Source organism: Rhodococcus sp. P4_F5 (genome assembly GCF_056401315.1).
Genome location: NZ_JBFUJP010000007.1, coordinates 20,650 through 33,391, shown reverse-complemented (window position 1 = coordinate 33,391; position 12,742 = coordinate 20,650). Strand labels below are relative to the sequence as shown.

The following is a 12,742-nucleotide window of genomic DNA, read 5'->3' as shown; positions in this document are numbered from 1 at the left end:
ATTGGTGGTGGATGCAGTGAGCAATGCGACAGGTACCGGCAGCCGGCGCGGCACGCTGCGAGCCGAGCAGAAGCGGGCAACCCGCGCCCGGCTGGTGGAGTCGGCACGTGGGCTCTTCGCCGCCCGGGGGTACGCGGCGGTGACGGTCGACGACATCGCCGCCGACGTCGGATGCAGCCGGGCGACCTTCTACCTGCACTTCTCGGGCAAGGTGGAGWTCCTGCTGGAGTTGGCCCAGGAGGGTCTGGCACCGAGCGCGCTGGCCTTCTATCAAGACCTCGACCGGGTGCTCGAGACCGGATCGCGCGCCGAGTTCGCGGACTGGATCACCCGGGCCATCGAGTGGTTCCACCAGTACAAGGAGATGCTCCCGGCCTGGGACGAGGCGACGGCGCTCGAGCCCGAGTTCCGTGCGATCGCCCGAGACGGAATCCTCGCCCTCCCGAATTCGATGACGAGCTACCTCGCGCGCTGGCCGGAGGGTCAGCGTGACGAGGCCCGCCTGCGCGTCGAACTCCTCGTGACCCAACTCGAACGGTTCTTCACCCGGTGGGCGATGCTGGGAACGATCGACGTCTCCGCCGAGCGTGCGGTGGAGGTCCTGACGGACATCTGGTTCCCCGCGTTGTCGGCGCCCGCCGCTCGGTAGACGACGGTCCGTGCCGGTCGCCGATCAGCCGGGGAGTTGCCGAACCCGGGTCGGCCGCGGCTTCGTGCCGCCGCGCTCCGCCTGACAGGATGGGGCGGTGACTACCGGAGCTTGGATTGCAATCGCGGCGGTACTGGCCGTTCTCATCGTGGCCCTCGTCGTGGGCGGTGTGCTGTACCGGCGTCGTCGGGTCAGCCTGCTTCCGCCGCCGTCGACGCCCGAACTGGGGGAGACCAAGGACCGCTCCGGCGGGTACAAGACCGCGGGCGGGATCAGCTTCAGTCAGGGGGCCACGGCCACCGCACCGCCGAAGCCCGCGCCGGCACCCAAGCCGACTCCGGAAGCCAAGCCCGCGCCGGCACCCAAGCCGGCTCCTGAGGCCAAGCCCGCCCCGGAGGCCGCGCCCACCGTGGTGCCGGTAGCCGCCCCGGAGCCCGAGGTCGTTCCCGAGGCGACCGCACCCGCGGTCGAGGCGGCGCCGGAGGCCTCCGCACCCGCGGTCGAGGCGGCGCCGGAGGCCCCCGCACTCGAGGCCCCCGCACTCGAGGCACCCGCGCCCGAGACCGTCGAGCCCGAGGTCGTCGAGGCCCCCGCACCGGCGCCGGAGGCCGCACCCGAGGTCGTGGCCCCCGCACCCGAGGTTGTCGCGCCCGAGGTCGAGGTGGAGGCCCCCGCGGCCCCCGTTCTCGAGGAGATCGAACCCACCGCGGGCCGGCTCGACCGGCTGCGCGGCCGGCTCTCGCGCTCGCAGTCCGCGGTCGGCAAGAGCCTGCTGGGCCTGCTCGGCGGCGGCRACCTCGACGAGGACTCGTGGGAGGAGATCGAGGACACGCTGCTGATCGCGGACCTCGGCAGCGCCACCACCGAGCAGATCGTGACCCGACTGCGCGCCGAACTGGCCGCGGGCAGCGTCAAGACCGAGGCCGACGCCCGCGCCCTGCTGCGCACCGTCCTGATCGACGCTCTGCACCCCGAGTTCGACCGTTCGATCAAGGCGCTTCCGCACGACGCGACGCCCGGTGTGCTGCTGGTGGTCGGCGTCAACGGCACCGGCAAGACCACCAGTACCGGCAAGCTCGCGCGCGTCCTGGTCGCCGACGGGCGCCGGGTGCTGCTCGGCGCCGCCGACACCTTCCGCGCTGCCGCCGCCGACCAGTTGCAGACGTGGGCGGAGCGGGTTGGCGCCGAGGTTGTGCGTGGCCCCGAGGGCGGTGACCCCGCCGCGATCGCCTTCGACGCGGTGACCAAGGGCATCGAGACCGGCGTGGATGTGGTGATCGTGGACACCGCCGGCCGCCTGCACACCAAGACCGGGCTGATGGATGAACTCGGCAAGGTCAAGCGGGTGGTGGAGAAGCGTGCCGTCGTGGACGAGGTGCTGCTGGTGCTCGACGCCACCGTCGGCCAGAACGGCCTGGTGCAGGCGCGGGTGTTCGCGGAGGTCGTGGACATCACCGGTGTGGTGCTGACCAAGCTCGACGGCACCGCCAAGGGTGGCATCGTCTTCCAGGTCCAGCGGGAGCTGGGCGTGCCGGTCAAGCTCGTCGGCCTGGGCGAGGGTGCGGACGATCTGGCGCCGTTCGAGCCGGCCGCGTTCGTGGACGCACTGCTCGGCTGAGTGGCTTGTCGACCAGACTGCCCGGCCCCGCACCTACGGCGCCGGGCAGTTTCGTCCTGCGGGTTTTCCATTTAGCGTAACGATTACGCAACAAACTTCCGCAATGAATAACAGTGATATCTCAGTCCTGTCTACTTGCGACGTCCGACGTGACCTGCGCCACATTTGGCCGGGCCGGCCGGGCTCACGCAACCGGAGAGGACAACGTGCGTACGAGCGCTGCAGTATCGAGGATCAGCCGTCGGATCGTCACCACTGCCGCCGCCACGGCGATGTGCGCGGGCGTGCTCGCGCCGGCGCTGGCCGCGCCCGCACAGGCCGACCCCCTCGGTGCCGCCAAGGGGCGGCTCGCYGAGGCCGTCGCGTCGGCCCACGGCGGTCCGGTGGTCTACCAGTTCGGTCCCGACTTCCGGCTCCCGATGGTCACCGCGGACGGCCGCGCGTACGACATGGCCACCGACAGCCGACTGGTCGTCATCCCCGGTGCCTCGCACTCCCGGCTGGTCTCGCAGCTGCTGTCCGACTCGAGCGGGCGATGCGAGGGCAACCCCAACGCGGTCACCGGCGACGGCACCCGGCAGAACGCCGAGCTCTACGGCCCGGTCGAGGCCTGGCAACGGATGGGTTCGCCCGCCATCGCGATCAACGCCAACTTCTTCGACGTGCGGGCCCAGGGGGCCGGCGACAACTGGTCGAAGAGCGGCTGCAGCTCTCCGATGGGCGCCTACTACGACGCGCACCCCGACACCCACAGCGCCGCGTCCATCTTCGACCTGGGCAGCCGCTACTACGTCGGCAAGGAAGGCCTCAGCGACGGAGCCGGAAAGGTCTGGTCGCCGCTGTCGACCTTCGTCATCGGTGACAGCTTCCTGGGCATGCCGACCGACGCGAACTTCGACATCCGCGACGCCGATTCGGTTCACAACAACGGCGCCGCGGAGCAGTTGGTGAACCAGCTCGAGTTCAGCGGCAAGTCATTCGTCGCCTTCGGCGGCCTCAAGCTGCGCGCCCCCGGCCAGGAATTCCAGTTCGTCGACAGCCCGGTCCGCAAGGCCGCACGCACCGCGATCGGTTACAACACCGCCCGCGACGAGCTGTACGTCTTCCAGGGAGGCAGCAACGAGAGTGACGGATTCAGCATCGGCAACGTCCAGGACCTCTTCCGTGCCCTCGGCTCGGACAAGGCCGTGGTGCTCGACGGCGGGGGCTCGTCCGCGATGGTGCTCAGCAAGAACGCCGGGCTCACCTGGGCGGGCCAGGGCATCAACGCCGGGATCGCGCCGGCCGGTGCCTGCGCGGAGGTCCCCGGGGCGTACTGCTCGGACGGCGAGGGTCGCCGGGTGCCCGGTTGGCTGGGCCTGCGCACGGCACCCTGAAACCTGGTTGCAACACGTTTCGGGGATGCGTTCACGTGAGTGAAACACCGCGGCGGCACAGGCGAAACACCAGCTGAGCACTCTTCTCCCTAGGTCGACAGCCGCACCGGCGAGACGACAGAAGAGGAGGCTCAACGTGGAATTTCCCACAATCGGGGCACCGGACACCGGCGACACCGCATGGATGCTGATCAGCGCCGCGCTCGTGTTGTTGATGACCCCGGGACTCGCGTTCTTCTACGGCGGCATGGTTCGCGCCAAGAGTGTGCTGAACATGATCATGATGAGCATCGGCGCCATGGGCGTGGTGGGCATCCTCTGGGTCCTGTACGGCTACTCGATGGCCTTCGGGGAGGACACGGGTCACCTGTTCGGTGACCCGTTCCAGTACTTCGGCCTCAAGGGCCTGTTCGGTGGTTCGTACCTGGGTGATGCGAGTACCGGTGCCGCGGCGGCCATCCCGCTGGTCGGTACCATCCCGGCGACGGTGTTCGTCGCCTTCCAGGCGATGTTCGCGATCATCACGGTGGCGCTGATCTCCGGCGCCGTGGCGGACCGGTTGCGGTTCGGCCCGTGGCTGCTCTTCGCCGGCCTGTGGGCGACGATCGTCTACTTCCCGGTCTCGCACTGGGTGTTCGCGTTCGACGGTGTCACCGCCGAGAACGGCGGCTGGATCGCGAACCAGCTCAAGGCAATCGACTTCGCCGGCGGTACCGCCGTGCACATCAACGCCGGCGTCGCGGGCCTGGTGCTGGCGATCGTCCTCGGCAAGCGCCGCGGCTGGCCGGCCACCCCGTTCCGCCCGCACAACCTGCCGTTCGTGATGCTCGGCGCGGCGCTGCTGTGGTTCGGCTGGTTCGGCTTCAACGCGGGATCGGCGGTGGGGTCCAACGGAATCGCGGGCGCCACCTTCATCACCACCGTCGTCGCCACCTGTGCCGCGATGCTGGCCTGGCTGCTCGTCGAGCGCCTGCGTGACGGCCACGCCACCACCCTGGGCGGAGCGTCCGGCATCGTCGCCGGACTGGTCGCGATCACCCCGGCCTGCTCGTCGGTGAACGTGCTCGGGGCCCTGTTCATCGGTGTCGTCGCCGGCGCCCTCTGCGCCCTCGCAGTCGGCCTCAAGTTCCGGTTCGGCTTCGACGACTCGCTCGACGTCGTCGGCGTCCACCTGGTGGGCGGACTCGTCGGCACCCTGCTGGTCGGTCTGGTCGCAACGACAGAGGCGCCCGCCGGCGTCGACGGCCTGTTCTATGGTGGGGGTTTCGACCAGTTGTGGCGTCAAGCAGTCGGCGCGGGCGCTGTTCTGCTGTACTCGCTGGTGGCCACCACCATCGTTGCTCTCGTCGTGAAGTACACGATCGGCCTGCGGGTCAGCGACGATGCGGAGGCTCTCGGCGTGGACGAGACAGAGCACGCAGAGAACGCATACGACTTCGCCGCGATGGCGGGCAGTTCGGTACCGGGGCGTGTGAGCGTCAGAGAGGCATGAGAGACATGAAGCTGATTACTGCGATCGTCAAGCCGTTCACCCTCGAGGACGTGAAGGCCGGTTTGGAGCAGGCCGGTGTGCTGGGCATGACCGTGAGCGAGGTCCAGGGGTACGGCCGCCAGAAGGGCCACACGGAGGTGTACCGGGGTGCCGAGTACTCGGTCGACTTCGTGCCGAAGGTCCGGGTCGAGGTGGTCGTGGACGACTCGGCCGTCGACAAGGTCGTCGAGGTGATCGTCGAGGCGGCGCGTACCGGGAAGATCGGCGACGGCAAGGTCTGGGTCTCTCCGGTCGAATCGGTGATCCGAGTCCGGACGGGCGAGAGGGGCGCGGATGCGCTCTGACCCCACAGGGTCCCGAAAGGGTGGCCCCGATCCCGCTGCATCGTCGGCGGGGTCGGGGCCACCCCCGTCTGGGGGCACCGCCGCCGCCGACGACCTGGCCAGGGCCCGGAAGAAGTTGCTGGACGGCGGTTCTCGGACTCGACGGCTGGACGCCGCCACGCTGCGGCTGGCGCTGGTGGACCTGCACGAGCTCTGGCTCACGACCAAGGGTGCCGAGCTGGGCATCCTGCCGGACTCCGGGTTCGCGCTGGTCGCGGTCGGCGGGCTCGGCCGGCGCGAGCTGCTGCCGTACTCGGACCTCGACCTGGTCCTCCTGCACGACGACATGGACCCGCGAATCGTCGCGGACGTGGCGGACCGGCTCTGGTACCCGTTGTGGGACGCGCACATCAAGCTCGACCACAGCGTGCGCACGGTGCCGCAGGCGCTGCAGGTGGCGGCGGCCGACGTGACCGCGGCGCTCGGGCTCCTCGAGGCCCGGCACATCGCGGGCGACGCCGAGCTCAGTGGCGGGCTGATCGTGGACGTGCGACGGCAGTGGCGCGCGTCGATCCGTTCCCGGTTCGACGAACTGATCGAGCTGACCGAGGCGAGGTGGGCGCGCAGCGGCGAGATCGCGCACCGCGCCGAACCCGACGTGAAGAACGGGCGGGGCGGGCTCCGCGACGTCCAACTGCTCAGCGCGCTGGCGATCGCGCAGCTCACCGACGCGGCGACGGGCCTGGGCCCGGACACTCCGGGCGGTGGGCTGGCGCTGGCCCATGACCGGCTGCTCGACGTGCGCACCGAACTGCACCGGGTGGCGGGCCGTGCCCGGGACCAGCTGCGGGCCCAGGACGCCGACGAGATCGGCGCCGCGCTGGGGATCGGCGACCGCTTCGACCTGGCCCGGATGCTCAGCGACGCGGCTCGCACCGTCAGCTACTCGGTGGAGGTGGGGCTGCGCACCGCCGCGAACACCCTTCCGCGCCGAGGTCTCTCACGGTTGCGGCGGGTGCCGGTGCGGCGCCCGCTCGACGAGGGTGTGGTCGAGCACGCGGGCGAGGTGGTCCTGGCCCGGGACGCGAAGCCGACGAGGGATCCGGGGCTGATCCTGCGGGTCGCCGCGGCGGCCGCGCAGACCGGGATGCCGATCTCCGCGTCGACGCTGAACCGGCTCTCAGACAGCGCGCCGGAGCTTCGCGAACCGTGGCCGCGGGAGGCGCTCGGGGACCTGCTCGTGGTGCTCGGCTCCGGCCGGCGCACGGTCGCGGTGATCGAGGCGCTCGATCGCACCGGGCTGTGGGGCCGGCTGCTGCCCGAATGGGGGGCGGTGCGGGACCTGCCGCCGCGCGACGCCGTGCACACCTGGACCGTGGACCGGCACCTGGTGGAGACGGCGTGCTACGCCAGCGCGCTCACCACTCGAGTCTCGCGGCCCGACCTGCTGGTGCTCGGGGCGGTGCTGCACGACATCGGCAAGGGGCGCGGCGGCGACCACAGCGTGGTCGGGGCCGACCTGGCCACCGCCATCGGAAACCGGCTGGGGCTGTGGCCGGCGGACGTCGTGACGCTCAGCGGGATGGTCCGTCACCACCTGCTGCTGCCGCACACCGCGACCCGCCGTGACCTCGACGACCCGGCGACCGTGCAGACGGTGGTGGACGCGCTCGGCGGCGACCCGGTGCTGCTCGACTTGCTGGGCGCACTCGCGGAGGCGGACTCGCTGGCCACCGGCCCGGGGGTGTGGGGGGAGTGGAAGTCGTCGCTGATCGGCGAGCTGGTCCGGCGGTGCCGGATGCTGATGGCGGGCGACGAGCTGCCCGCGCCGCCGCCGATCGACCCGGCGCACGCGGAACTGGCCACCGCCGGCGGAGTTCACGTCCTGCTCGATCCCGCGCCCGGTGCACACACCTACACGGTGACGGTCGTCGCGCCCGACGCGCCGGGCCTGCTCTCGGATGCGGCGGGGGTGCTGGCGCTGCACTCGCTGCGGGTGCTCTCGGCCGCGGTGGGCAGTCACGGCGACGCGGCGGTGAACACGTTTGTCGTGGCACCGCGGTTCGGGGCGCCGCCGCAGGCCGGTCTGCTGCGGCAGGAACTGATCCGGGCCGGGGCCGGGGAGCTGGACCTCGTCGCGATGCTCGAGGACAAGGAACGGCAGGCCCAGGCCGAGCAGGCCCTGGACCGCGGCGCCGACGCGGTTCCGGTGCTGTTCGCGCAGGCCCCGCCGCGGATCCTCTGGGCGGAGGCGGGGGACGGCCAGGTCATCGTCGAGCTGCGGGCGGAGGACCGGCTCGGGCTGCTGTGCCGGCTGGCCAGCGTGCTCGAACACAGCGGTGCCGACGTGCGGTGGGCGCGGGTGTCGACGCTGGGTGCGTCGGTGCTCGACGTCTTCTGCCTGGACCTCGGCGGCCGCGACTCACGGGCGGTGCGACAGGAGTTGGAGTCGGCGCTGCTCGCGGTGGTGCCGCCGCAGCCGCCACAGAAGGACGGCGGGGACGTGGCCGCAGGGGCGAACAGCTAGGCTGGGTGCACAGTCTGCGTCGAGGGTCTCGCCGGGAACGGCATGCGTTTCCGGCGAGCCCGCCCGGCGTTTCACGTCCCGCAACAGCCAGGAGCCCGATCGGTGTTCGAATCCCTTTCCGACAGGTTGACCGGTACCCTCAAGGACCTCCGGGGCAAGGGGCGTCTGTCGGGCGCCGACATCGATGCGACCTGCCGGGAGATCCGGCTCGCCCTGCTCGAGGCCGACGTCGCACTTCCGGTGGTCCGGTCGTTCATCGCGAAGATCAAGGAACGCGCCAAGGGCGCCGAGGTCTCCGGTGCGCTGAACCCGGCACAGCAGGTCGTCAAGATCGTCAACGAGGAGCTCGTCGGGATCCTCGGCGGCGAGACCCGGCGGATCCAGTTCGCGAAGAACCCGCCGACCGTCATCATGCTGGCCGGCCTGCAGGGCTCCGGTAAGACCACGCTGGCGGGCAAGCTCGCGAAGTGGCTGACCGGGCAGGGGCACACGCCGCTGCTGGTGGCCTGCGACCTGCAGCGTCCGGGCGCGGTCAGCCAGCTGAAGATCGTCGGCGAGCGGGCCGGCGCGGCGGTCTTCGCGCCGCACCCGGGCACCTCGATCGGCGGCGGCGACAACGAGCTGGGCCAGTCGGYGGCCGACCCGGTGGAGGTGGCCCGCCAGGGCATCGCCGAGGCCCGGGCCAAGCAGCACGACGTGGTCATCGTCGACACCGCCGGACGGCTCGGCATCGACGAGGAACTGATGGGCCAGGCCGCGGGCATCCGCGACGCCACGGCGCCCGACGAGATCCTGTTCGTGCTCGACGCGATGACCGGTCAGGACGCCGTGCACACCGCGGAGGCGTTCCAGGCTGGCGTCGGGTTCACCGGTGTGGTGCTCACCAAGCTGGACGGCGACGCCCGCGGTGGCGCCGCGCTCAGTGTCCGGGAGATCACCGGCCGGCCGATCATGTTCGCGTCCACCGGCGAGAAGCTCGAGGACTTCGACGTCTTCCACCCGGACCGGATGGCCAGCCGGATCCTCGGCATGGGCGACGTGCTCAGCCTCATCGAGCAGGCCGAGCAGGTCTTCGACGCCAAGCAGGCAGAGGCCGCCGCGCACAAGATCGGCTCCGGCCAGCTCACCCTCGAGGACTTCCTCGAGCAGATGATGGCCGTGCGCAAGATGGGCCCGATCGGCAACCTGCTGGGCATGCTGCCGGGCGCCGGCCAGATGAAGGACGCGCTCGCCAACGTCGACGAGAAGCAACTCGACCGGGTGCAGGCGATCATCCGCGGCATGACCCCGGCCGAGCGCGAGGACCCCAAGATCATCAACGCCTCCCGTCGGCTGCGCATCGCCAACGGTTCCGGCGTCAAGGTCTCCGACGTCAACCAACTGGTGGACCGGTTCTTCGAGGCTCGCAAGATGATGTCCGCGATGGCCGGCCGGATGGGCATGCCCGGTGCCCGGGCGAACCAGCGCAGCAAGAAGGGCAAGAAGGGCAAGAAAGGCGGCAAGGGCCCGACCCAGCCGAAGATCCGCGGCGGTTTCCCCGGGATGCCTGCGGGCATGCCAGGCGGCTTCCCCGGCCTGCCCGCGGGAATGGACCTGTCCAAGATGCCGCCCGGGCTCGACGAGCTGCCGCCGGGCCTCGACGGCTTCGACCTCTCAAAGCTGAAGCTGCCGAAGAACTAGCCGTGGCACTGCGGTTGGCGGGTCTGGGGCTGCCCGACGAGCAGCCCGTCGAACTGTGGGTCGACGGCGGGGTGGTCTCCACCGATCCGGTTCCGGGGGCGCAGACGCTCACCGAGTCGGGGTGGATCCTGCCCGGGTTGGTCGACGCGCACTGTCATGTCGGGATCCGCTACGGCGGCGGCCACGAGGACGAGGCGGGCACGGTCGCCCAGGCGCAGACCGAACGCGACGCCGGCGTGCTGCTGCTGCGCGACGCGGGCTCGCCGGTGGACACCCGCGACCTCGACCAGCGCGCGGACCTGCCGCGGATCGTCCGGGCGGGTCGGCACATCGCGATGACCAAGCGGTACATCCGCGGCCTGCCGATCGACCTCGACGACGAGTCCCAGCTGCCGGCCGCCGTGACCGAGCAGGCACTGCGCGGCGACGGCTGGGTCAAGCTCGTCGGCGACTGGATCGACCGCTCGGTGGGGGACCTGCGGCCGCTGTGGAGCGACGCCGTGCTCAAGGAGGCGATCGACGCTGCGCACCGGGTGGGTGCCCGGGTGACCGCGCACGTCTTCGGCGAGGAGGCACTGCCCGGCCTGATCGAGGCGGGCATCGACTGCATCGAGCACGGCACCGGCCTGACCGACTCGACTATCGAGGCGATGGCCGAGCGGGGGACCGCACTGGTGCCGACGCTGATCAACATCGCGACCTTCCCGGAGATCGCCGACTCGGCGGACCGGTTCCCGGTGTACGCCGCGCACATGCGGGACCTGCACGCGCGGGTCGGCGCGACGATCGGGTCCGCCCACGAGGCCGGCATCCCGATCTACGCGGGCACCGACGCCGGCGGATCCATCCGGCACGGCCGGATCGCCGACGAGGTGGCCGCCCTGGCCGCGGTGGGCCTGGGGCCGACGAAGGCGCTCGGTGCCGCCTGCTGGGATGCTCGCGCCTGGCTGGGGCATCCGGGTCTGGAGCCGGGTGCTCCCGCCGATCTGCTTGTCTACGATCGTGATCCGCGCACCGGGCCGGAGGTGCTCGCGTCACCCGACCTGGTGGTGCTGCGCGGCCGGGTGGTCAGGGCGCGGGGCCGGTTCGCCTGACGGTTGCCGCGGAGCGGCGGGCCCGGCTACTTGGCGCAGGGGTCGCCGCCGTCCGCGGGGCGCGAGGTGAACCGCACCTCGCTCACCGAGGTCACGTCGTTGAACGGGGCGGCCGTCACGCCGGCCTTGTTGGTCACCGGCTGACCGTCGACGGTCGCGGTGACCGTCATCGTCGCCGTCCGGGTGGTCGTGTCCACCGGCATCGTCTGGATCCCGCGTTCGGGACGCAGTTGCTGCTCGACGCTGGTGCCGTCGTCGAACGTCCAGGTGACGCGGGTGACCTTCCGGTTCTGGGTGAACCGGTCCGAGCCGTCGACGTCCACCTTGTCGTAGCCGGGGTCGATGCCGACGGCGGTGAGGTGCACCCCGCACACGAAGCTCATCGACAGCCGCTGCCCCTGCGTGCCCGAGCAGCGCCACGCGGTGGTGAGGTCGCCGTCGATCGCGTTGGGCGCCTCGTACGAATGCTGGCGGCCGGCGGAGTCCACCGCGGGCGGGTAGGTGGTGCAGGTGGGCAGCGCGGCGGTCGGGGTGACGGCGATGGATTCCGTGTCCCCGAAGTCGAAGCCGCCGCCGGCCTCGGCGCCCCCGGCGAAGTCGCCACCCGAGTCGGGTTCGGCCGAGCCGTCGGTGTTGCGGTCGTCGAGCGTCCGGTTGACGAGGTACCCGCCGCCGCCGAGCAGCGCGAGCGCCGCCGCGATCGAGGTGAGCAGGATCAGCCAGGTGCGTCCGGACAGCGGCTGCCGCAGCGGGGGCGGCGGCCCGGGGGCGAACGGGGGAGGCGGTACCGGGCCGGCCGGTGGCGGGCCGACTGGCGGCATGGCGACGGTTGGCGGGTCGGCGGCCGGGGACGCCGGCGGTTCGGCCTGGGGTTTGTCGGCCTGGGCCTGCGGTTCGTCGGACGGTGGGGTGTCGGTCATGCGGTCTCCGCTCGCGTCCGGGCTGGCTGTCTCGTCTGGGCACTGAGGTTGTGCGGCACTGCGCTACGCCGGTCGACGTCCGGCACCGGTGAAGTCTAGGTCGACGACCTGACGGGACCGCGCGAATCCGGGTCCGGCGCGGCGCAGCCGACCCCGCGGTCGGGCGATTCGCTGCGCGGGTCCCGTGTCTGGCAGAATGGACCGCTGTTCGCCCGTCTCCGGTTACGTACCGCGCGGCGGTCACGACAATCCCTCAACGCGAAACCGGGTGCGCAGGCCTTGCGCATCGCTGAATTGCGCAGTGACCACCTGAAAGGCTTCACAATGGCTGTCAAGATCAAGCTCATGCGGCTCGGCAAGATCCGCACCCCGCACTACCGCATCGTCATCGCCGACTCTCGCACCCGCCGCAACGGCCGTGCGATCGAGACCATCGGCAAGTACCACCCCAAGGAAGACCCGTCGGTCATCGAGATCGATTCCGAGCGCGCGCTGTACTGGCTCGGCGTCGGCGCCCAGCCCACCGAGCCGGTCGAGAACCTGCTCAAGATCACCGGTGACTGGCAGAAGTTCAAGGGCCTGCCGGGCACCGAGGGCACCCTGAAGTTCAAGGCCGAGAAGCCGTCCAAGCTCGAGCTCTTCCAGGCCGCGCTGGCGCAGGCCGACAGCGAGCCGGTGGCCGAGGCCATCACCCCGAAGAAGAAGAAGGCTGCCAAGGCCGACGAGGCCGAGGCTGCTGMCGAGGCGCCCGCCGAGGCCGCTGCGGATTCCGAGGCTGCTGACAAGTGAGTGCCGTTGTCGCCGACGCCGTCGAACATCTTGTTCGCGGCATCGTCGCCAATCCCGACGACGTCCGGGTGGAGCTGAACACCGGACGCCGCGGGCGCACTGTGGAGGTGCACGTGCACCCCGAGGACCTGGGCAAGGTCATCGGGCGTGGCGGGCGCACCGCCACCGCTCTGCGGACCCTGGTCACCGGCATCGGTGGCCGTGGGATCCGCGTCGACGTGATCGACACCGATCAGTAATCAACACCGATCAGTAGTCAGTCAACACAGATCAG

Annotated in this window: 11 protein-coding genes; 10 read left to right on the top strand and 1 reads right to left on the bottom strand. The window is 71.1% G+C overall.

The window, feature by feature from the left end; genetic code table 11:
* Positions 1-16: 16 nt before the first annotated feature.
* The 8 genes from AC1DU4_RS05705 (at position 17) to AC1DU4_RS05670 (ending at position 10,759) form a co-directional block, all read left to right on the top strand.
* Positions 17-649, top strand: coding sequence for a TetR/AcrR family transcriptional regulator (locus tag AC1DU4_RS05705; RefSeq protein WP_477838089.1), 633 nt, complete (start codon positions 17-19; stop codon positions 647-649).
* 97 nt (positions 650-746) lie between these two features.
* Positions 747-2,267 carry a signal recognition particle-docking protein FtsY gene (gene ftsY / locus AC1DU4_RS05700; RefSeq protein WP_477838088.1) on the top strand — a complete coding sequence of 507 codons (1,521 nt, stop codon included), beginning with the start codon at positions 747-749 and terminating at the stop codon, positions 2,265-2,267.
* Positions 2,268-2,473: 206 nt separating this feature from the next.
* Positions 2,474-3,643 carry a phosphodiester glycosidase family protein gene (locus tag AC1DU4_RS05695; protein WP_477838087.1) on the top strand — a complete coding sequence of 390 codons (1,170 nt, stop codon included), beginning with the start codon at positions 2,474-2,476 and terminating at the stop codon, positions 3,641-3,643.
* Positions 3,644-3,827: 184 nt separating this feature from the next.
* Positions 3,828-5,135, top strand: coding sequence for an ammonium transporter (locus AC1DU4_RS05690; protein WP_477838149.1), 1,308 nt, complete (start codon positions 3,828-3,830; stop codon positions 5,133-5,135).
* 5 nt (positions 5,136-5,140) lie between these two features.
* Complete coding sequence (locus AC1DU4_RS05685) at positions 5,141-5,479, top strand: P-II family nitrogen regulator (protein ID WP_072846949.1); 339 nt, start codon at positions 5,141-5,143, stop codon at positions 5,477-5,479.
* The gene (locus AC1DU4_RS05680) at positions 5,469-7,985 is read left to right on the top strand and encodes a [protein-PII] uridylyltransferase (protein WP_477838086.1); all 2,517 of its coding nucleotides are present in this window, start codon (positions 5,469-5,471) and stop codon (positions 7,983-7,985) included. The genes AC1DU4_RS05685 and AC1DU4_RS05680 overlap by 11 nt, the downstream gene beginning before the upstream one ends.
* A gap of 102 nt (positions 7,986-8,087) precedes the next feature.
* The gene (ffh, locus tag AC1DU4_RS05675) at positions 8,088-9,665 is read left to right on the top strand and encodes a signal recognition particle protein (protein ID WP_477838085.1); all 1,578 of its coding nucleotides are present in this window, start codon (positions 8,088-8,090) and stop codon (positions 9,663-9,665) included.
* 2 nt (positions 9,666-9,667) lie between these two features.
* Entirely contained in the window at positions 9,668-10,759 is a 1,092-nt protein-coding gene (locus AC1DU4_RS05670; RefSeq protein WP_477838084.1) for an amidohydrolase family protein, read from the top strand.
* 26 nt (positions 10,760-10,785) lie between these two features.
* On the opposite strand, the gene AC1DU4_RS05665 is transcribed toward AC1DU4_RS05670, so the two are convergent.
* A complete protein-coding gene (locus AC1DU4_RS05665) occupies positions 10,786-11,679 on the bottom strand; it encodes an NADase-type glycan-binding domain-containing protein (protein WP_477838083.1) in 894 nt (297 codons plus the stop codon).
* 324 nt (positions 11,680-12,003) lie between these two features.
* Between AC1DU4_RS05665 and rpsP the strand changes: the two genes are divergently transcribed.
* Entirely contained in the window at positions 12,004-12,468 is a 465-nt protein-coding gene (gene rpsP / locus AC1DU4_RS05660; protein WP_477838082.1) for a 30S ribosomal protein S16, read from the top strand.
* Positions 12,465-12,707: an RNA-binding protein gene (locus tag AC1DU4_RS05655; protein WP_072846955.1), complete on the top strand. Its 243-nt coding sequence runs from the start codon at positions 12,465-12,467 to the stop codon at positions 12,705-12,707. The genes rpsP and AC1DU4_RS05655 overlap by 4 nt, the downstream gene beginning before the upstream one ends.
* Positions 12,708-12,742: the final 35 nt, after the last annotated feature.

Bases quoted from the DNA above. Each gene is read 5' to 3' on its own strand.
- AC1DU4_RS05680 (WP_477838086.1), top strand. From the start codon at position 5,469: ATGCGCTCTGACCCCACAGGGTCCCGAAAGGGTGGCCCCGATCCCGCT.
- AC1DU4_RS05690 (WP_477838149.1), top strand. From the start codon at position 3,828: ATGCTGATCAGCGCCGCGCTCGTGTTGTTGATGACCCCGGGACTCGCG.
- AC1DU4_RS05685 (WP_072846949.1), top strand. From the start codon at position 5,141: ATGAAGCTGATTACTGCGATCGTCAAGCCGTTCACCCTCGAGGACGTG.
- AC1DU4_RS05665 (WP_477838083.1), bottom strand. From the start codon at position 11,679: ATGACCGACACCCCACCGTCCGACGAACCGCAGGCCCAGGCCGACAAA.